The organism is Streptomyces sp. WMMC1477 (assembly GCF_027460245.1).
Lineage (GTDB): Bacteria > Actinomycetota > Actinomycetes > Streptomycetales > Streptomycetaceae > Streptomyces.
Window position 1 is genome coordinate 2,902,772 of the sequence record NZ_JAPZBD010000003.1, and the last position, 18,637, is coordinate 2,921,408.

An 18,637-nucleotide genomic window follows, 5' to 3' on the forward strand; every position below is an offset into this window, starting at 1 on the left:
CCCGTCGCTCGATGTCCCGTCGCTCGACGTCCCGGCGTCCGGCCCGCCTGCCGCGTCAGGGGGCCGTTTTCAGGGGGACCTCGCGCACGCAGACCACCAGCGCCAGCGCGAGCAGGGCGAACGGGGTCGCGTAGAGGTAGATGTCGGCGATGCCGTGGCCGTACGCGCTCTCGATGATCGCGCGCACCGGCCCGGGGAGCGTGTCGAGGTCGGGGATGGCGCTGCCGGAGCCGCCGGTCGGGCCGTCGTGCGTCATGCCCGCCCCTGCCATGCCGTCGCGTACGTAGACCGAGATGCGTTCGGCGAGCACCGCGCCCAGCACGGAGACGCCCACCGCACCGCCGAGCGAGCGGAAGAACGTGATCGTCGAGCTGGCGGACCCGAGATCGGCCAGGGACACCTGGTTCTGCGTCGCCAGCACCAGGTTCTGCATCATCATGCCGACGCCGAGCCCCAGCAGGGCTATGAAGGCGGCCACGTGCCAGTACGGGGTGTCGTGGCGCATGCCGCCGAGCAGCCCGAGCCCGGCGCTCATGAGGACGGCGCCCGCCACGAGCCAGCCCTTCCAGCGCCCGGTGCGGGAGATGACCTGTCCGGAGAGCGTCGAGGACACGAACAGGCCGCCGATCATCGGAATGGTCAGCACTCCCGACATCGTGGGGGACTCGCCCCGGGCCAGCTGGAAGTACTGGCTGAGGAACACCGTCGCCCCGAACATCGCGATGCCGACGAAGAGCGAGGCGAGCGAGGTCAGCGCGATCGTGCGGTTGCGGAACAGCCGCAGCGGGATGACGGGTTCGGCGGCGCGGGACTCGACGACGACGAAGGCCAGGCCCAGCAGGACCGATCCGCCGGTCATGGCCAGGGTCTGCCAGGACATCCACGGGTAGCTCTGGCCCGCGAGCGTCACCCAGACGAGCAGCAGCGAGACGGTGGCGCTGACGAGCACCGCGCCGAGCCAGTCGATGCGCACGCCCTCCCGGCGGACGACCGGCAGCCGCAGCGTCTTCTGGAGCACGGCGAGCGCCAGGACGGCGAAGGGCACGCTGACGTAGAAGCACCACCGCCAGCCGAGCCCGGGTGCGTCGGTGATGACGCCGCCGAGCAGGGGGCCGCCGACGGTGGCGACGGCGAATGTCGCGCCGAAGTACCCGCTGTAGCGGCCGCGTTCGCGCGGCGAGACCATGGCGGCGAGGATCGTCTGGGCCAGGGCGACCAGCCCGCCCATGCCCAGGCCCTGAACCGCCCGGAACGCGATGAGCTGCCCGGTGGACTGCGCGAGCCCGGCCCCGGCGGAGGCGAGCACGAAGACGACGATCGCGCTCTGCACGAGCGCCTTCTTGCTCGCGAGGTCGGCGAGCTTGCCCCACAGCGGGGTGGAGGCCGTCATGGTGAGCAGAGAGGCGGTGACGACCCAGGTGTAGGCGCTCTGGCCACCGCCGAGGTCGGAGACGATCCGCGGCAGGGCGTTGGAGACGACGGTCGAGGAGAGGATGGCGACGAACATGCCGAGCAGGAGCCCGGAGAGGGCCTCCATGACCTGCCGGTGTGTCATGGCCGGCGCGCCGGGGCCGGAGCCTCCGCCGTCGGGGCCCGCGACGGCCGAGCCCGCGACGGCCGAGCTTCCCGCGGCTGAGCTTCCGGCGTCGGTGGCGGTCCCGCGGGCCTCGCCCGCCCCGCCGCCCGGCGCACGGTCCGTCACGGTCGCGGCCGCGGTGCCGACGTCGCCGGCGGTGCCGATCCCGGCCATGCTGCCGGTCGTGGCCGCAGTGCCGGCTGCGGTCGTGCTTCCGGGCGGGTCCGATGGCCCGCCCGGTATGTCTCCCTCGGCTGTCTCCGGCCTCGCCATACCCACCTCCGTACTTCGTTGCTCTAAGCAACTATAGGCACGGAGTCGGATGCGGCCAAACGAAATCCGGGCAGGCTGGGCAAACAATCCTTAAAGCTCCGGCCAACGCCAACGCGGAGCGGGACGCCGGGTGCGCGGCCGACCACGCTTTCGCTAGGGTCCGCCTATGGCTCATCACCCGCAGGTGCCCCACGGACCCGAGGGCAACCAGGATCCGGCCGGCAGCACGCAGATGTTCCGCGCCTTCGTGGACGAGGGCGGCCCCCGCCGGGCCGCCGCAGCCGCACCGGCCCCCGCCGGCCCGCGCGTCGGGCTGATCGTGGGCGTCGTCGTCGCGGTGGCCGTGCTCGCCGCCGTCGTCTGGTTCGCCGTCTCCTGAGCTCTGCCGAGCTCCGCGGGGCGGACGTTCCCGAACGCTCCCGAGGCGTTCCCGGGCCCCGGGCCGCTCCCGCGGCTCAGGGCTCCCGGAGCGTGTTCACGGGTGCGCATTCACCCGGGCGGGTGAGCCCGGGCCGCAGCAGGACCGGCCGCCGCCGCGCATGCCCACCAGCGGGCCGCCCCTCCCTCCGGCTCCTCGGCCTCGCGGCGCCGCGCACCCGCGGCGCCCCGGGGTGATCACTCCTCCGCGATGAGCCCGTCCCTGAGCTGGGCCAGCGTCCTCGTCAGCAGCCGGGAGACGTGCATCTGGGAGATGCCGACCTCCTCGCCGATCTGGGACTGCGTCATGTTGCCGAAGAACCGCAGCATGATGATCTGCCGTTCCCTGGCCGGCAGGCGGGCCAGGAGCGGCTTCAGCGACTCGCGGTACTCCACGCCCTCCAGTGCGGCGTCCTCGTAGCCCAGACGGTCCGCGAGGGAGCCCTCGCCGCCGTCCTCCTCCAGGGCCGGGGAGTCCAGCGAGCTGGCCGTGTAGGCGTTGCCGACCGCCAGCCCGTCGACGACGTCCTCCTCCGACACTCCGAGGCAGGAGGCGAGTTCGGCTACGGTGGGCGACCTGTCGAGCCGCTGGGAGAGTTCGTCGCTCGCCTTCGTCAGCGCCAGGCGCAGCTCCTGGAGCCGCCGCGGCACCCGCACGGACCAGGAGGTGTCGCGGAAGAAGCGCTTGATCTCCCCGACGACCGTCGGCATCGCGAAGGTCGGGAACTCCACGCCCCGTTCGCTGTCGAACCGGTCGATCGCCTTGATCAGGCCGATCGTGCCGACCTGGACGATGTCCTCCATCGGCTCGTTGCGGCTGCGGAACCGGGCCGCGGCGTAGCGCACCAGCGGCAGGTTCAGCTCGATCAGCGTGTCCCGCACGTAGGCGCGCTCCGGGCTGTCCTGAGGGAGTGAGGCCAGCCGCAGGAACAGCGAGCGGGACAGGGTGCGGGTGTCGAGCGCCGCGACGTCGGGCGGCTGAGGCCCGGCCGCGCCGGGCGTATCGGACAGGTCGGCGGGCACACTCTGCACGCTGTGCCCCGCATCGGTGCCGAGCTCTTCGGTGCTCTCGGTGAGCACCTTGGAGCTGCCCAGTTCTACGGACATGCCACCCCCTTGGGTCGCGGACGGGTCGCAGCGGCCCCCTCGCACGCGAGGGTCGCACCTTCAGCTCAATACCGGCGGTGCCGCCACGGCAAACGCGGTTCTTGCAGAATGTCACAAGTCAGCAACACGACGTAGCGCCATGTCGATAAAACAGCACACCGCCATCCCCGCGCAACCCACGCGTGTGTCCCTCGAACTGATTAGGCGTCGATGGTGTTTGCGGCACGCAGACGGGCGAAGCTCCGGGAGAGCAGCCGGGACACGTGCATCTGCGAAACCCCGAGCTCCGCGCTGATCTGTGACTGCGTCAGGTTGCTGTAGTAGCGCAGTAGCAGGATGCGTTGCTCCCGCTCGGGCAACTGCACGAGCAGGTGACGGACGAGGTCGCGGTGCTCGACGCCCGCCAGCGCCGGATCCTCGTACCCGAGCCGGTCGATCAGCCCGGGCAGCCCGTCGTCCCGCTCCTGGGCGGCCTCCAGTGACGTCGCCCGGTAGGCGCGGCCCGCCTCCATACAGGCGAGCACCTCCTCCTCGGTGACGCCGAGCCGCTCGGCGATCTCGGCGGTCGTCGGGTTGCGGCCGTGAAGGACCGTCAGGTCCTCGCCGACCGCGCTCACCTGTGCCCACATCTCGTGCAGCCGGCGCGGGACGTGGACGGTGCGCACGTTGTCCCGGAAGTACCGCCGGATCTCGCCGATGATCGTCGGCATCGCGAAGGTCGGGAACTGCACGCCGCGCTCCGGGTCGAACCGGTCGATCGCGTTGATCAGGCCGATCGTGCCGACCTGGACGACGTCCTCCATCGGCTCGTTGCGGTGCCGGAACCGGGCGGCGACGTAGCGGACGAGGGGGATGTTGGTCTCGATCAGCGCCGCCCGCACCCGGTCGTGCTCGGGCGTGCCCGGCTCCTGTGCGGCCAGCCGCTCGAAGAGCACCTGGGTCAGCGCTCGGGTCCGAGCGCTGCGGCTCTCGCCGGCCTGAGTCGCCGTCACCTTTCGACCACACCCCTTCACGGTCTCTCACGCGGCAAAAGCGGTCATAGCATCACAATCAGAGTCATCTCTGTGCAAGCACCACCAAAAACCGTGTTGGTGACCGTGCAACCGAACGGACCGCGCCGTCCGGTTCACCACAGGGCCGTTCGGCCGAGCGTCAGTTGACAAGCTCCGTCATGAACTCGCCGATCCCCTTGGCGGCGTTCGATATGCCCTCGAACCCGACCCCCACCAGTTCCGCCGAGCGGTCGGGCGACGTGATGATCGTGTAGGCCACGAAAATGGAGAGGGAAACCAGGACGACCTTCTTGATATCCACGCGTCTCGCCCCTCCCAGGCCCCAGGACCGCACCGCCGCGAGTCGTCCGCGTCCCCTGAGCGCAGTCGCGAGAGTCTAACCGTCCGTCCGTTCGAGGGCCTCCCCCTGTCCACCCCTACCCCGGACCGGCAGGCGAGGCCCCGGGCCGCGTCGACTCCCGCGCGGCGGGTACGGGCCTTCGCCGACCGGGCCCGGGCACGACGAAGGGCCGGACCCAGTGGTCCGGCCCTTCGCGGAGAGCGGTAGCGGTGGGATTTGAACCCACGGAGGAGTTGCCCCCTCACTCGCTTTCGAGGCGAGCTCCTTCGGCCGCTCGGACACGCTACCGAGAGAGAGCTTAGCCCACGCCCGGGCCGGGGTCGAAATCGGTCCCCGGCCGCTCGCGGAAGAACGCCGTCAGCAGCGCGCCGCACTCGGACGCGAGGACCCCGGCGACGACCTCGGGGCGGTGGTTGAGCCGCCGGTCGCGGACGACGTCCCACAGGGAGCCGGCCGCGCCCGCCTTGGCGTCCCGCGCCCCGTAGACGACGCGGTCCACCCGGGCCAGGACGAGGGCGCCGGCGCACATGGTGCAGGGCTCCAGCGTCACGACCAGGGTGCAGTCCGTCAGCCGCCAGGCACCGAGCTCCCGGGCCGCGGCCCGCAGGGCGAGGATCTCCGCGTGGGCGGTCGGGTCGCCCGTCGCCTCCCGCTCGTTGTGCCCGCGCCCCAGCACCGTCGTCCCGTCCGGGCCGAGAACGACGGCGCCCACGGGGACGTCGCCGACGGCCGGGGCGCGGCCCGCCTCGGCCAGGGCGAGCCGCATCGCGGGGAGCCAGGGGTCACGGACGGGGTCTGCGGCGGGGACGGACATGCCCTCAGTGTCCCCGCCCCCGTGGCCGCCGCGGCACCGGTGCGGCACGTGCGGCCTCCGGCGCCGCATGTCCCCGGTCCGGGCCTGGCCCCGGTCACGGCCCGCCCCGGCGCCGCATGGCCAGGTCACCGCGTGGCCCGCCCCGGCACCGCGTGCGTGGCCCCGGACATCGAGGGGGAACGCGCGCGGAACGTCCCCGCCCGGTGGACGGCCTCCGCTATCGCACGGCCTCCAGGACGTCCGCGCAGCCCAGCGTCTCGGCGATCTGGGCCATCGCCTCGTCGGCGGAGAGCAGGACGACGTCCTCGGCGCTCATACCCAGGTCCGCCAGCAGCTCCGCGTCGCCGACGGGACCCTCCGGGAGGGCGTCGTCCGCTGCCTCGGGTCCGGCGCCGTCGTCCTCCGGTTCGCCGTCCTCTGTGCCGTCGAGGTCGGTGAGGCGGTCGAGGTCCTCGGCGGCGCGCGGCTCCCGCCCGAGCAGTTCGTCGGTGAGCAGGATCTCCCCGTAGGCGCTGCGTGCGGCGGCGGCGGCGCTGGAGACGAAGATCCGCGGATCGTCCTCGTCGTCCACCCGGACGACGCCGAACCAGACGCCTTCCTGCTCGATGCAGATCAGGACCGTGTCGTCGTCGACGGACGCCTCGCGGGCGACGTCGGCGAGGTCGGCCAGGGTTTCCACATTGTCGAGTTCCGTGTCGCTCGCGTCCCAACCCTCTTCGGTACGAGCGAGCAGTGCGGCGAAGTACACCGTGACTCTCCCACTGGTTTCAGCGTTCCCGAGTGCTCAAGTGGGGCGACGCCCCGCTCACTCGGAATCGTGACAGAAACCGGGCCCCTGGGAGGAGTCCTGTGCCGTGCGTCGGACCACGCGTTCGTCGATCGCCCGAGTGCCCGACGCCCGTGTGGGGCGGCGACACTCGTCCGGCGCCGTACCGCCCGCTCCGGGGTCACCAGCGGAACGTGCGCATCCGCATCTGCTCGCGCATCCGGGCCGCCCGGGCGCGCCGCGGCTGGACGCGGTCCCGCAGGGCCTTGGCCTCGCTCAGCTCACGGAGGAAGAGGGCACGCTTGCGCAGCCGCTCCGGGTCGGCCGAGAGCTCCCGGAGGCCGCCGTCCCCGGCCTGGGGCCGCTGTCCGCCGGGCCGCCGGGCACGGGACCGGGCGCTGGCACGCTGCGTGTCGGATGAGTCGGACATCGGGCCTCACCTCCGGCGTATGCGTCCACTTTCCCCGGAACACCTGTTTCATGCCACCGGTAAGGTCGGGGGCATGCGGACCCACGTCGTCGACCACCCCCTCGTCGCACACAAGCTCACCACCCTGCGTGACCAGCGCACGGACTCCCCGACCTTCCGTCGCCTCGCCGACGAGCTGGTCACGCTGCTGGCCTACGAGGCCACCCGTGACGTGCGCACCGAGCAGGTGGACATCACCACCCCCGTCACCGTCACCACGGGCGTGCGGCTCTCCCGCCCGCGGCCGCTGGTCGTGCCGATCCTGCGCGCCGGGCTGGGCATGCTCGAAGGCATGGTCCGGCTGCTCCCGACCGCCGAGGTGGGCTTCCTCGGCATGATCCGGGACGAGGAGACCCTGCAGGCCTCCACCTACGCGACGCGGATGCCGGACGAGCTCTCCGGGCGCCAGGTCTACGTGCTCGACCCGATGCTCGCGACCGGCGGAACGCTCGTCGCGGCCATCAAGGAGCTGATCTCGCGCGGAGCGGACGACGTCACCGCCCTCTGCCTGCTCGCCGCTCCGGAGGGCGTGGAGCTGATGGAGCGCGAGCTGGCCGGTACGCCGGTGACGGTGGTGACGGCCGCCGTCGACGAGCGGCTCAACGAGAACGGCTACATCGTGCCCGGGCTCGGTGACGCGGGCGACCGCATGTACGGCTCGGCGGACTGACGGCGCCGGGGGGCTGACCCCGGGCCCCCGGCGCCGGGGTCGGCAGCCCCGGGGCAACCCGGAAGACCGGGCAAACCCGGAGATCGGCAGCTCCCGGGGGCAACCCCCGGAGATCGGCAACCCCCGGAGATCGGCGGCCTCCGGGCCTGGCGGCCTCCGGAGTCAGCAGCCGGTCTGCGAGGGCTCCGGGGCCGGCTCGGTGAGCGCGGTGAGGGCCTTGGCGGCCGCCTTCGGCTCGGCCAGCCCGTTGAAGGCGTCGCCGAGGACTAGGTCGACGCTGGTCGCCGCGTCGCCGGCGCGGACGGCGTCCGTCCGGGTGTCGGCCTTCGCCACGTGAGCGCTCAGCAGCGCGAACGCACCGTCCTTCTCGGCCTGCTCGGTGCCGATGAGCAGCCCCGTCGCCTTCACCTTGCCGTCCAGCTCCGGGGGCGCGTTGTCGACGGCACCGATCGTGAAGCCACGCTTCTTCAGCACGTCCGCGGTGTCCTGGGCCAGCCCGGTGCGCGTGGTGGCGTTGAGGACGTTGACCGTGACGGCCTTCGGCTCCGCCACCTTCGCGACGGCGACCGGCTCGGCGTCCCGCGCTCCGGCGGAGGCCGTCGGGGTCGGGGCGCAGCCGGCCGCGTGCGCCGCGGCGAGCGGGGTCGAGTTCCCGGAGAAGACGGAGATGAGCTCCAGCGTGCCCCAGGACGCCAACCCGAGTGCGGTGACGGCGGCGAGGCTGCCCAGCACGATCCGGTGCCGGCCGCGACGGCGCCGCATGCGCGGGTAGCGGTCACCCGTGATGCGGTACTCCCCGCCCAGTTCAGGGGGCGTCAGCATGCTCATGGCCGAAGGGTATCGCCGCCGGGCCGATGTGAGTACAGGATGACTTACGCATCGTTCACGGGACACCCCGAAAGGGGCACCGCACTACGGGAAAAGGGTCAGTGCTCGTCCAACTCGAGCACCCGGGCGTGCAGCACCTGGCGCTGCTGGAGCGCCGCGCGTACCGCGCGGTGCAGCCCGTCCTCCAGGTAGAGGTCACCCCGCCACTTCACGACGTGGGCGAACAGGTCACCGTAGAACGTCGAGTCCTCCGCGAGGAGCGTCTCCAGATCGAGCTGGCCCTTGGTGGTGACGAGCTGATCCAGGCGCACCGGGCGCGGGGCCACGTCCGCCCACTGCCGGGTGCTGTCCCGGCCATGATCGGGATACGGCCGACCGTTTCCGATTCGCTTGAAGATCACACGGAAAGCCTACCGGGCGGGCGGCGCGCGGCGCAGCCTCGCGCCACCCGGGAAATCCGGCGCCCGGGCGTGTGTTCCGCCACCGGCGCGGCCGCGTGCGCGGGTGACGTGACGTCACCCGCGAGCCCCGGCGGGTCGCGCGGGGCGCCCACACGGGGCGACGCGCACGGCGTGGGCACCGGAAGCGAGGAATCGTTCCAGCGCCCACGCCGTGGGAGAGGCGAGCGTGATCAGCTCAGCACCTCGTGGTCGTGGTCGTGCAGGCCGCCGCCCTCGTCGGAGCCGTCACCGGTCGGGACGGACGGCACCGGCTCGCTGAGCGAGGAGGTGTCCCAGGCGTACCGGCCGACCGCGTCCGCGATCACTCCAACGTTGACGCTGAACGCGTGCGTGTTGACGTTCTCGATCGTGTCGCAGGCCGCGTGGTAGCACTCGTCGTAGGCCTTGCCGGCCTCGCCGCCCCACAGGGCCGCCTGCTCCTCGGTCTTCACGCCCTCGGCACCGGTGAAGGTACCGCCGGAGGGGATGCCCTCCGCGATGAACGGGCCGTAGTCCGAGCGGCCGGAGAAGTCGGTCCCGCGCGGCTCCTCACCCTGGGACCTGATGAACTCGTTGATCCCGTGCTCGATCTGCGCCGACCCCTCGGGGCCCGCCGGGGCGCCGATGCCGTCCGAGTCGTCACCGTCGTAGACGAACAGGCCGTAGTTCGGCGAGGCGATCATGTCGAAGTTGAGGTAGAGGGCGATGTCCTCGCGCTCTTCCCCGGACAGGTCCGCGACGTAGTGCTCGGAGCCCAGCAGGCCCAGCTCCTCCGCGCCCCACAGCGCGAAGCGCACCTTGTTCCTCGGCTGCTTGGGGTGGTCCGTGCGGTGGTGCCACTGCTTGGTCACCTTGGCGTACTGGAGGGCCGCCTCCAGCACACCGGCCGAGCCGGAACCGTTGTCGTTGATGCCCGGGCCACCGGCGACGGAGTCCAGGTGCGCGCCCACCATGACGACGTTGTCCGCGTCGCCGCCGCGGGTCTCGGCGATGACGTTGGTGGTGCTCCGCTCGTCCTGGTACTCGATGATCTCCAGGTTGACGGTCACCTCGCCCGCCGCGACCGCGTCGGACAGGGCATCGCCGTCCGCCTTGGTGATACCGCCGGTCGGGACGACGCCGACGTTCGGGTCCCCGAGGGTGCCGTTCAGCGCGCCGTCGGAGTGGTTGTAGATGATCGCGCCGATCGCACCGGCCTCCGCGGCGTACTTCTGCTTGTCGGCGAAGGTGCAGCCACCGCGCTGGATGAGGGCGATCTTGCCGGTGAAGTCGCCGGCCGCGTAGTCGTCGAGCGTGCAGCCGGTGGTGCCGTCCTCGTCGACCGGCACCTCAGCGACGGACCCCTCGATGCCCCCCTCGGGCGTGCTGCGGGTGTACGTCATCAGGCTGATCGGGATGTCACGCTGCTCGGGCGAGAGCATCGTGAGCTTCTCCGCGACCGTCTCGCGGTAGGTGAAGTCGAACTCCTGGTAAGTGACGTCGTAGCCGGCCGCCTTGAGCAGCGTTCCCGCGTACTTGGCCGACTGGTCGTAGCCCTCGCTGCCGGCCGCGCGGTTGTCCCCGTTCCGGTCGGCGATGGCCTGGAAGACCTCCATGTGCCGGAAGGCGTTCTCGCCCGTGGTCTTCTCCACCAGCTTGCGGGCGAGCCGGGTGCCCTCGTCGGACATGTCCGTCTTCGCCGAGGCGGAGGTGGCGGTGGTGGTGAGCAGCAGCGGGGTGGCCACGGTGGCCGCGGCGATCGCCGCGATGGTGCGTCGTCTGATCTTGGGCGAAGCGGGCACAGACAGGTCCTTCCGACGGGTACGGCGGGTGGCTGTTCGACGGCGGGGGATTGTTGTCCGCGTTACGGACGCGCGCTGCGAGGCAACGTAGCCGCCGAACGCGCGGAGGGGAACGGTTGTCACACAATTCCCCCACGCGAGTCCCGCCCATCACGGACAGCCGGTCCGAATCCCCGGAAAGCGGCAGCGCGGGTGGGGGACGAGACCGTCACGGCTTGGGCCCGGCGGCCGCACGATCAGGGCGGGAGCCCCGGTCGGCGGGTACCGTGAAAGAAGGCGCGGCCCCGGACCGCCCCTGACCCGGACGCCGGGCGCGTAGGGTTGCGGACGCCGAGATTCCGGCGCCTGGTGACTCGGCGCGTATTCTCGGTGCCCTCCCCCGCCCCCGCGCGCGCAGCGCTCTGACCGAGGACCTGCCCCGTGACCTCACTCGCGCTCGGACCGAGCTGGCTCGACCCGGACTACCTGATCGCCACCTTCGGTCTCATCGGCATCCTCGTCATCGTCTTCGCCGAGTCCGGGCTGCTGATCGGCTTCTTCCTCCCCGGGGACTCGCTGCTCTTCACCACCGGGCTGCTGGTGGCCACCGACCAGTACCTGCACTACCCGCTGTGGCTGGTGTGCACGTTGATCGTCATCGCCGCCGTGGCGGGCGACCAGGTGGGCTACCTCTTCGGACGCAAGGTGGGGCCCGCGCTCTTCCGCCGCCCGGACTCGCGGCTGTTCAAGCAGGAGAACGTGACCAAGGCGCACGCGTTCTTCGAGAAGCACGGCCCCAAGTCGATCGTCCTGGCCCGCTTCGTGCCCATCGTGCGGACGTTCACGCCGATCATCGCCGGGGTCAGCCGGATGAACTACCGCACCTTCGTCACCTTCAACGTCGTGGGCGGCGTGCTGTGGGGCGCCGGGGTGACGGTGCTCGGAGCGATGCTCGGCCAGATCGCGTTCGTGCGCGACAACATCGAGCCCATCCTGCTCGGCATCGTCTTCCTGTCGGTGATCCCGATCATCGTCGAGCTCTGGCGGGCACGCCGCGAGAACAGCCGTGCCGCGGCCACCCAGGCGGCCGGTTCGGCCATCGGAGACGCTGGTCCGGCCGCCGCCGGTGGGGCCGTCGTCGCGGAGGCCACTCCGGCGGAAGCCCCGTCGGCTACCGCCGCACAGCCCGCGCCCGGTACGCGCGGGCGGCGCGCGCAGCCCTGACCCCGCTGCCGCCCCGGCACCGCACCCGCCGCCTCGTCGGACCGCCCCGGGCGCCCGCCGCCGGACCCCGGGCTCGACGCCTCGCGGGGTGCCCCCTCCTCAGGCCCGGGCCCGGTAGGCGCGCATGGCGAGCGGGATGAACAGCGCGGCGATCCCCGCGGCCCAGACGAGGGACCACATCACCGGGGCCGCCACGTCCCCGCCGACGAGGAGCCCGCGGAAGGCGTCGGACAGGTGCGTGACCGGGTTGATGTCCACCCAGGCCTGCAGCCAGCCCGGCATCGTCTCGACGCGGACGAACGCGCTGCTGGTGAAGGTGATCGGGAAGATCAGGGTGAAGGCGAAGACCTGCACCTTCTCCGGATCGCCCGCGAGCATGCCGATGAGGACCGCGGCCCAGGAGACGGCCAGAGCGAAGACCAGGAGCAGCAGGGCCGCGCCGAGGAAGCCCCCGATGCCGTTCGTGATGCGGAAGCCCAGCACCGCGCCGAGCCCGAGCATGAGCAGCATCGCCCAGAGCTGCTTGGCCATGTCCGCCGAGATCCGCCCGAACAGCGGGGCGGAGCGGGCTATCGGCAGACTCCGCAGCCGGTCGAAGACGCCCTTCGTCAGGTCGCTGTTGAGGGACATCGCCGTGTACATGGTCATGAACAGGGTGTTCTGCACGATGATGCCCGGCAGCGCGTACTGCAGGTACGCCTCCGGGCTGCCGGCCATCTGGCCGCCGAAGACGTAGGTGAAGAGGAACACGAACATGATCGGCGTGATGCTGTAGTCGACCAGTTCGAGCGGGTTGTGCTTGACGGACACCAGACTCCGCCAGGCCATCGTGCCCGTCTGCCGCAGGCCCGCTCCGGGGCGCACCCGCCCGCTCTTGGAGAGCGGCGCGGTGATCGTCGTCGCCGTCATGACGCACCTCCCGCACTGCCCACGCGCTCGAACGCGCCCTCGTCCGGCTGCGCGGCCTCGTCCTCGGGCCGCTGCTCCGGCTCCGCGCGGTGACCGGTGAGGGCGAGGAACACCTCGTCCAGCGAGGAGCGGCGGAGGGCCAGCTCGCCGATCGCGATGCCGGCGCCGTCCAGGCGTCGCACGACGGCCGGCATCAGCTCCGGCTCCTTCACCGGCGCGATGACGAGGTCGCCCTCGATGTGCGTCTGATCGCCCGCGGCCTCGGTGACGAGCGCGTGCACGGCCGGGAGGTCCTCGGCGTGGACGGGACGCAGCTGCAGCACCTGCCCGCCGACCTCCGACTTCAGCCCGTCCGGCGTGCCCTCGGCGATGACGTGCCCCTTGTCGATGACCACGATCTCGTCGGCCAGCTTGTCGGCCTCCTCCAGGTACTGCGTCGTCAGCAGGGCCGTCATCCCCTCGGCGACCAGGCCGCGCAGCATGTCCCACACCTCGCCCCGGCTGCGGGGGTCGAGGCCCGTCGTCGGTTCGTCGAGAAAGAGGATGCTGGGGCGGCCGACCAGGCTCGCCGCCAGGTCCAGCCGGCGGCGCATGCCGCCGGAGAACGTCTTGACGGCCCGCCCCGCCGCCTCCGCGAGCTGGAAGTGCTCCAGCAGCTCGGCGGCGCGGGCCCGCGCCTCCTTCCGGCGGATGCCCAGCAGCCGGCCGATCAGCAGCAGGTTCTCCGTTCCCGTCAGGTTCTCGTCCACCGCCGCGTACTGGCCCGTCAGGCCGACGGCCGCCCGAACGTGGCCGGGCTCCCGCACGACGTCGTGGCCGGCGACGAGGGCCCGCCCGGCGTCCGGCCGGATCAGCGTCGCGAAGATCCGCACCGCCGTCGTCTTCCCGGCGCCGTTGGGCCCGAGCAACCCCAGGACCGTGCCCGTACGGGCGGCGAGATCCACCCCGGCGAGGGCCTGGGTCTCCTTGAAACGTTTGGCCAGGCCTTCTGCCTGGATCGCGTAGGTCATGGCAAAGGTCCCTCCATCCCTTTCGACAACTGTGACCCACGGCACTGACATTCCGCCCGAGATGCCGGAAACCGGGTTTCTCCTTAGATTTGACGAAAGGATGACGAATCGTTGAGGGGCCTCCGGATGCCGCCAGACGACCGGCAGCGCGCGCTCGGAGCAGATCCCGGCGGTCACGACGACCTCACCGGCAGGCGTCGCCGAGAGGCGGACGCGACCGAGGGCCAGCGGGGGCCGACGGCCGGTGCTCATCTGCCCCCCGATCCGCTGCGCGAGCTGATCGGGCCGCGCCCGAACGCCTTCCTCCGGCGGGCCGCGCTCCTGCTCCCACCGCTCCTCATCGTCATCGGCGTCATCGCCCAGAGCCTCACGCCGCCGGACATCGTCTTCTCGTCCGTCTTCGCCGCCGCCCCGCTCGTGGCCGCCCCGCTCTACTCCCCCCGCGCCACCGCCGCCACCGGGTTCGTCGCCGTCGTCACCCTGATCTGGCTCATGCACGTCATGAACGGGGTGACCCTGTTCGAAGGTGCCCTGAAGGCCGCGACCGTCACCACCGTCTCCCTGCTCGCCCTGGTGCTCAACCGAGTGGTGCGCCTCGGCGCCCAGCGGCTGGCCACAGCCCGGGACGTCGCCGAGGCCGCCCAGCTCGCCCTGCTGCCGCCACCGGAGCACTGGCTGAACCACCTGGAGATCGCCGCCCGCTACCAGGCCGCCCAGCGGGAGGCCAGCATCGGCGGCGACCTCTACGCCGTGCAGGACACCCCGCACGGCGTGCGGCTGCTCGTCGGCGACGTCCGGGGCAAGGGGCTGGAAGCCGTGGGCGCCGTCGTCATCGTGCTCGGCGCCTTCCGGGAAGCGGCGGAGGAGGAGGCGGACCTGGCGGTGGTCGCCCTCCGGCTGGACCGGGCCCTGCGCCGGGAGGGCAGGCGCCGCACCGACACCGTGGACTCCTTCGAGGGCTTCACCACGGCCGTCCTGGCCGAGATCACCCCGGCCGGGCGGCTGCGCGTCGTCAACTGCGGCCACCCCCCGCCGTGGCTCCTGCTCCCCGGCGGGCGGCTGGAGAGCCTGGAGCCCGCCGGGTACGCGCTCCCCCTCGGGCTCGCCGCGCTCCCGGGCGAGGACGCCGAGAAGCCGCCGGTGGGCGAGGTGGCGTTCCCGGTCGGTGCCACCCTGCTGATGAACACCGACGGCCTGACCGAGGCCCGGGGCCGGGACGGCGTCTTCTACGAGCCGTCCCGGCGGATCAAGGAGGAGTGGGCGCGGTACGGGCCGGAGGCGCTGCTCGACGAGATCGTCGCCGACGTCGCCGAGTACACCGGCGGTCCGCCGGCCGACGACCTGGCCCTCCTCGCCGTGACCCACCGTGACCGGTCGGACCGTCTCTGATGACGACTTGGCCACGATCCCCGGATGGAGGGCAACCCCGGACGTGGTGAATATGCCCGGTTCCGTCCGGTCGTGGGGTGAACGTCCAGGCGAGAGCCGTCTCTTGTTACCGAGAAGGCTTGGAATATGAGCCGCGGGTCTATTAACGTTCGATAACGCAGCGCGGTCGTCACCGCCGCCACAAGAGGCGGCACCGTGCGCCTTGGCCGAATCCTGACAGTGCATCGACTGGCAGCACCACCGCACCACCGCACCACCACCGCACCACCAGATGCACCCAGGGAACCGGGGAACCACTTCATGGGGTGAATCGGGCGCCCATGCCCGTAGGAGACCTTCCTGCTCCGAACCCGTCAGCTAACCCGGTAGGCGAGAAGGAAGGAAAGGAGAACGCCTCCGTGGCGTCGAGCAGGCAGGCCGCCGAAACCGCGTACGCGGGCGAGGAGTCGGACTCCTACCCGGTGTACGGCCCGTCCGTCGAGGACGGCGCGACGTTCGCCGAGTGGAACCCGACCGCGGACACCGTCCGCCCCGTCCGCGGCCGCCACCGCGTCGCCAAGCAGCGCTCCGGCATGGCCCGCAGCAGCGCGGTCCTGGGCGTCGGCATGGTCGCGGCCATCGGCGCCGGCGGCATGGCCACCGCCAGCCCCAAGGCCAGCGTCCCGCTGAGCATGCCCGACATGGACCTGCCGGGCCTGGACGGACTCGCCGACGGCATATCCATCGGCGGTGCGGACGACGAGGCGGCCCCGCTCGCCGCCCCCCTCACCCAGGCCGGTCTCACCGACTCCGAGCTCGCCGACGGCACCACCGACGCCGGCGAGGCCCTGCGCAACCGCATCCTCGCCCAGGCAGACCAGCAGCGCGCCGCGGCCGACGCCGACTCCCGCCGCCAGGCCGCCGCCGAGGCCGCCACGTCGGCGGCCGGGGAGGCCGAGAAGAAGGCCGAGGCCGAAGCCGCCGCCGAGGCCGCGGCGGAAGCCGAGCGCAAGCGCAAGGCCGAGGAGGAGCGCCGGCGCAAGGCGGAGGAGGAGCGGCTGCGCAAGCTCGCCGCCAGCTACACCCTCCCGCTGGCCAACTTCCAACTCACCTCCGGCTACGGCGAGTCCGGCAACATGTGGTCCAGCGACCACACCGGTCAGGACTTCGCCGCGCCCACCGGCACCCCGGTCAAGGCCGTGCACTCCGGCACCATCAAGGAGGCCGGCTGGGCCGGAGCCTACGGTTACCGCATTGTCCTGGAGCTGGAGGACGGCACCGAGATCTGGTACTGCCACCTCTCCTCGATGACCCGCACCAGCGGCACCGTCACCACCGGCGACACCATCGGCCGCGTCGGCTCCACCGGCAACTCCACCGGCCCCCACCTCCACCTGGAGGTCCGGCCGGGCGGCACCGACACCGTCGACCCGCTCGCCTGGCTGCGCGCCAAGGGCCTCGGCATCTGAGTCCGCCCGCGCCCCACAAGCCCCCGGCGGCCCCGACGTCCATCCCCCCGACGCCGGGGCCGCCGGTGCGTCGTCCCCCTCCCGCCGGCCCGGGGCGCCCCGGGCCAGGGCCGCGCCACACGATCACGCCCGCCTGCGCGTCGGAGACGTCCAAGGAGGACCGTGCGCAAGCTCGTCTACTACATCGGCATGTCACTCGACGGCTACATCGCCGGCCCCGACGACGAGGTGGACTTCTACCCCGTCACCGACGACCACGTCGCGCACATGAACACCGCGTACCCCGAGGTCCTGCCCACGCACATCCGTCGCCAGCTCGGTGGCGCCGACGAACCGAACCGCGTCTTCGACACCATCGTGATGGGCCGCGCCACCTACGGCCCCGCCCTGCGTGTGGGCATGACCAACCCCTACGCCCACCTGCGCACCTACGTCCTGAGCCGCAGCCTCACCGTGTCCCCCGACCCGGCCGTCACCGTCACCGACGAGGACCCGCGCACCCTGGTGCGCCAGCTCAAGGCCGAGGACGGGCCCCTGGACGTCTACCTCGCCGGCGGCGGCAAGCTCGCCGGACCCCTGCTCCCCGAGATCGACCGGCTCATCATCAAGAAGTACCCCGTCGTGGCCGGGGCCGGTCTCCCCGCCTTCGACACGGCCTTCCAGCCCACGCAGTTCACCCTGACCGACAGCCGCACCTTCGGAGGCGGCTGCGTCGTCCTCACCCTCGACCGCGCCTGACCGCACGCCGGTTCGGTGGACGGGGTGTCCGCGCCCGCCGAACCGGCGCGCCGCCCGTCACACCCGGGCCAGCTCCGCCGCCCCGAACGAGACGTCGAACCGGTCACACCAGATGCTCACGCTGCTGTAGAGGTCCAGCTCGGCGTCCCCGGGGAGCGTGTAGTTCTGGTTCCCCTTGTTCCCCTTCAGCTTGCCCAGGTTCAGGTACTCGCCGTCGTCGAAGACCTTCCAGCCGTCCTTGCCCGGCAGCACCTCGGCGTCCGAGAGCCACACCTTCAGGTCCGGACCGTTACTCGTGTCCAGCCCCTCGATCCGCAGGATCCGCTCGCCGTCGGCCAGCTCCACGATCCGCACCGTCCCGCTCGTGGCGTGCTCGTGAGTGACGAAATCCCCCTGCGCCAACGTCAACGGCCCGGCCGGAGCCTCCCGCTCGGGCTCCCCCTCCGCCTCCGGGCTCCCGTCCGCGTCCGGGCTCCCGTCCGCGGACGCCTCCGGCTGCGGACTCGCCGAGGGCAGCGCCTCGTTCACCGTCTCGTCCGTCCACAGCTTCCATGGCTGGAACAGATACAGCACCACGCCCGCCGCGACCAGCCCCAAGGCCAGTGCTCCCGCGACGATCGGTCTCGTCAACCGCCCCATCGTCAACCTCCCGGCACACACACCATCCAGTGCCCCGACAACGCCGCCGCGCCCCGCCGAGTTCCCTCACCCTGAGCGCGCCAGCGGGTTGGGCAGCGTGAGCCCCTCGTCCGCCAGCACCCGTGAGGCCTCACCACACAGCCGGTGGTCGGCGGCCACCCGCCGCACCCACTCGTCCGGCGACGTCCCCAGCACCGCCCGCAGCCGCGCCGACCCCCGCAGCAGCTCACCCATCACCTCGCGCTGCCCGCCGGCCGGCCGCACCCCGCCCCCGCGCCCCGCCAGCAGGCCCCGCTCGGACACGTAGACGTCGGCGTCCCCGGGCCCGCCGTCCACCGGGAACCGCTCCCCGGCCAACCGCCTCCGCCGGTAGTTGGCCCGCTCCGAGGCGTCGACGACCCGGAGCTGCTCGCCGTCCAGCCACAGCAGCACCAGCTCCGTCCACCGCCCCGGAGCCGCGTACGGCGTGTACGCCACGTACCCGGCGACGCTGACATGGCCCGAGTGCCCCACCGCGAGCCCGCCCACCCGCACCGGCACCATCGGCACCGTTCCCGACACCCCGCCCACCGCGAACTTGTGCCGCAGCTGCGCCGGTGCCGCGTTCGACCCCACCGCCAGCACCGGTATCCGCCCCTCGGCGCGCAGCTCCGCCACCGTCATCCGCGCGGGCGGCCGCAACTCGTCGTCCACCAGCAGCCCCGGCTCCGCCACCGCCCGCCCCGGGTACAGCAGCGGATCCAGCAACGGCACACCCCCGAACCCCAACTCCTCCAACGACCCCCCGCCCCTCACCGCCGCGGCTGC

Annotated in this window: 20 protein-coding genes, 1 tRNA gene and 1 riboswitch; of the genes, 6 read left to right on the forward strand and 15 right to left on the reverse strand. The window is 72.2% G+C overall.

The window, feature by feature from the left end; all coding sequences use genetic code 11:
- Window positions 1–55: 55 nt before the first annotated feature.
- Window positions 56–1,750, reverse strand: coding sequence for an MDR family MFS transporter (locus tag O7609_RS13385; protein WP_443072111.1), 1,695 nt, complete (start codon window positions 1,748–1,750; stop codon window positions 56–58).
- A 265-nt stretch (window positions 1,751–2,015) separates the two neighbouring features.
- On the opposite strand from O7609_RS13385, the gene O7609_RS13390 reads away from it, so the two are divergent.
- A complete protein-coding gene (locus O7609_RS13390) occupies window positions 2,016–2,228 on the forward strand; it encodes a hypothetical protein (protein WP_219093403.1) in 213 nt (70 codons plus the stop codon).
- Window positions 2,229–2,464: 236 nt separating this feature from the next.
- On the opposite strand, the gene O7609_RS13395 is transcribed toward O7609_RS13390, so the two are convergent.
- From O7609_RS13395 to O7609_RS13425, 7 genes are all read right to left on the reverse strand, one after another.
- Window positions 2,465–3,373: an RNA polymerase sigma factor SigF gene (locus tag O7609_RS13395; RefSeq protein ID WP_269736706.1), complete on the reverse strand. Its 909-nt coding sequence runs from the start codon at window positions 3,371–3,373 to the stop codon at window positions 2,465–2,467.
- A 200-nt stretch (window positions 3,374–3,573) separates the two neighbouring features.
- Window positions 3,574–4,365, reverse strand: coding sequence for an RNA polymerase sigma factor SigF (locus O7609_RS13400; protein WP_269736705.1), 792 nt, complete (start codon window positions 4,363–4,365; stop codon window positions 3,574–3,576).
- 160 nt (window positions 4,366–4,525) lie between these two features.
- Window positions 4,526–4,687 carry a hypothetical protein gene (locus tag O7609_RS13405; RefSeq protein WP_269736704.1) on the reverse strand — a complete coding sequence of 54 codons (162 nt, stop codon included), beginning with the start codon at window positions 4,685–4,687 and terminating at the stop codon, window positions 4,526–4,528.
- Between the two features lie 240 nt (window positions 4,688–4,927).
- Window positions 4,928–5,014, reverse strand: a tRNA-Ser gene (locus O7609_RS13410).
- Window positions 5,015–5,024: 10 nt separating this feature from the next.
- Window positions 5,025–5,540: a tRNA adenosine(34) deaminase TadA gene (gene tadA / locus O7609_RS13415; protein ID WP_269736703.1), complete on the reverse strand. Its 516-nt coding sequence runs from the start codon at window positions 5,538–5,540 to the stop codon at window positions 5,025–5,027.
- Between the two features lie 217 nt (window positions 5,541–5,757).
- The gene (locus tag O7609_RS13420) at window positions 5,758–6,288 is read right to left on the reverse strand and encodes a tRNA adenosine deaminase-associated protein (RefSeq protein WP_269736702.1); all 531 of its coding nucleotides are present in this window, start codon (window positions 6,286–6,288) and stop codon (window positions 5,758–5,760) included.
- Between the two features lie 199 nt (window positions 6,289–6,487).
- Complete coding sequence (locus O7609_RS13425) at window positions 6,488–6,736, reverse strand: hypothetical protein (RefSeq protein WP_269736701.1); 249 nt, start codon at window positions 6,734–6,736, stop codon at window positions 6,488–6,490.
- A gap of 73 nt (window positions 6,737–6,809) precedes the next feature.
- Here O7609_RS13425 and upp point away from each other — a divergent pair, with 73 nt between their 5' ends.
- Window positions 6,810–7,445, forward strand: coding sequence for a uracil phosphoribosyltransferase (upp, locus tag O7609_RS13430; RefSeq protein WP_269736700.1), 636 nt, complete (start codon window positions 6,810–6,812; stop codon window positions 7,443–7,445).
- Between the two features lie 162 nt (window positions 7,446–7,607).
- Here upp and O7609_RS13435 read toward each other — a convergent pair whose 3' ends face one another.
- The 3 genes from O7609_RS13435 to O7609_RS13445 form a co-directional block, all read right to left on the reverse strand.
- On the reverse strand, window positions 7,608–8,273 hold the full coding sequence (locus O7609_RS13435; protein WP_269736699.1) for a LytR C-terminal domain-containing protein: 666 nt from the start codon (window positions 8,271–8,273) through the stop codon (window positions 7,608–7,610).
- A 98-nt stretch (window positions 8,274–8,371) separates the two neighbouring features.
- On the reverse strand, window positions 8,372–8,674 hold the full coding sequence (locus O7609_RS13440) for a type II toxin-antitoxin system VapB family antitoxin (RefSeq protein WP_219093383.1): 303 nt from the start codon (window positions 8,672–8,674) through the stop codon (window positions 8,372–8,374).
- A 230-nt stretch (window positions 8,675–8,904) separates the two neighbouring features.
- A complete protein-coding gene (locus O7609_RS13445; protein WP_443072250.1) occupies window positions 8,905–10,500 on the reverse strand; it encodes a M28 family metallopeptidase in 1,596 nt (531 codons plus the stop codon).
- Between the two features lie 414 nt (window positions 10,501–10,914).
- Here O7609_RS13445 and O7609_RS13450 point away from each other — a divergent pair, with 414 nt between their 5' ends.
- Complete coding sequence (locus O7609_RS13450) at window positions 10,915–11,697, forward strand: DedA family protein (RefSeq protein WP_269736697.1); 783 nt, start codon at window positions 10,915–10,917, stop codon at window positions 11,695–11,697.
- A 99-nt stretch (window positions 11,698–11,796) separates the two neighbouring features.
- On the opposite strand, the gene O7609_RS13455 is transcribed toward O7609_RS13450, so the two are convergent.
- Window positions 11,797–12,606, reverse strand: a complete 810-nt coding sequence (locus tag O7609_RS13455) for an ABC transporter permease (RefSeq protein WP_269736696.1) — start codon at window positions 12,604–12,606, stop codon at window positions 11,797–11,799.
- Complete coding sequence (locus O7609_RS13460; RefSeq protein ID WP_269736695.1) at window positions 12,603–13,616, reverse strand: ATP-binding cassette domain-containing protein; 1,014 nt, start codon at window positions 13,614–13,616, stop codon at window positions 12,603–12,605. The genes O7609_RS13455 and O7609_RS13460 overlap by 4 nt, the downstream gene beginning before the upstream one ends.
- A gap of 126 nt (window positions 13,617–13,742) precedes the next feature.
- On the opposite strand from O7609_RS13460, the gene O7609_RS13465 reads away from it, so the two are divergent.
- The 3 genes from O7609_RS13465 (at window position 13,743) to O7609_RS13475 (ending at window position 17,191) form a co-directional block, all read left to right on the forward strand.
- Window positions 13,743–15,005, forward strand: coding sequence for a PP2C family protein-serine/threonine phosphatase (locus O7609_RS13465; protein WP_269736694.1), 1,263 nt, complete (start codon window positions 13,743–13,745; stop codon window positions 15,003–15,005).
- Between the two features lie 255 nt (window positions 15,006–15,260).
- A riboswitch (cyclic di-AMP (ydaO/yuaA leader) is annotated at window positions 15,261–15,392 on the forward strand.
- A gap of 11 nt (window positions 15,393–15,403) precedes the next feature.
- On the forward strand, window positions 15,404–16,453 hold the full coding sequence (locus O7609_RS13470) for a M23 family metallopeptidase (protein ID WP_443072112.1): 1,050 nt from the start codon (window positions 15,404–15,406) through the stop codon (window positions 16,451–16,453).
- A gap of 162 nt (window positions 16,454–16,615) precedes the next feature.
- Window positions 16,616–17,191: a dihydrofolate reductase family protein gene (locus O7609_RS13475; protein ID WP_269736693.1), complete on the forward strand. Its 576-nt coding sequence runs from the start codon at window positions 16,616–16,618 to the stop codon at window positions 17,189–17,191.
- Between the two features lie 57 nt (window positions 17,192–17,248).
- Here O7609_RS13475 and O7609_RS13480 read toward each other — a convergent pair whose 3' ends face one another.
- Complete coding sequence (locus O7609_RS13480; RefSeq protein ID WP_269736692.1) at window positions 17,249–17,830, reverse strand: DM13 domain-containing protein; 582 nt, start codon at window positions 17,828–17,830, stop codon at window positions 17,249–17,251.
- Between the two features lie 66 nt (window positions 17,831–17,896).
- Window positions 17,897–18,583: a hypothetical protein gene (locus O7609_RS13485; protein WP_269736691.1), complete on the reverse strand. Its 687-nt coding sequence runs from the start codon at window positions 18,581–18,583 to the stop codon at window positions 17,897–17,899.
- Window positions 18,584–18,637 lie beyond the last annotated feature (54 nt).

Coding starts and splice junctions, on each gene's coding strand:
- O7609_RS13425 (WP_269736701.1), bottom strand. CDS start 6,736: ATGTCCGACTCATCCGACACGCAGCGTGCCAGCGCCCGGTCCCGTGCC.
- tadA (WP_269736703.1), bottom strand. CDS start 5,540: ATGTCCGTCCCCGCCGCAGACCCCGTCCGTGACCCCTGGCTCCCCGCG.
- O7609_RS13390 (WP_219093403.1), top strand. CDS start 2,016: ATGGCTCATCACCCGCAGGTGCCCCACGGACCCGAGGGCAACCAGGAT.
- O7609_RS13460 (WP_269736695.1), bottom strand. CDS start 13,616: ATGACCTACGCGATCCAGGCAGAAGGCCTGGCCAAACGTTTCAAGGAG.
- O7609_RS13455 (WP_269736696.1), bottom strand. CDS start 12,606: ATGACGGCGACGACGATCACCGCGCCGCTCTCCAAGAGCGGGCGGGTG.
- upp (WP_269736700.1), top strand. CDS start 6,810: ATGCGGACCCACGTCGTCGACCACCCCCTCGTCGCACACAAGCTCACC.
- O7609_RS13465 (WP_269736694.1), top strand. CDS start 13,743: ATGCCGCCAGACGACCGGCAGCGCGCGCTCGGAGCAGATCCCGGCGGT.
- O7609_RS13385 (WP_443072111.1), bottom strand. CDS start 1,750: ATGGCCGGGATCGGCACCGCCGGCGACGTCGGCACCGCGGCCGCGACC.
- O7609_RS13480 (WP_269736692.1), bottom strand. CDS start 17,830: ATGGGGCGGTTGACGAGACCGATCGTCGCGGGAGCACTGGCCTTGGGG.
- O7609_RS13395 (WP_269736706.1), bottom strand. CDS start 3,373: ATGTCCGTAGAACTGGGCAGCTCCAAGGTGCTCACCGAGAGCACCGAA.
- O7609_RS13435 (WP_269736699.1), bottom strand. CDS start 8,273: ATGAGCATGCTGACGCCCCCTGAACTGGGCGGGGAGTACCGCATCACG.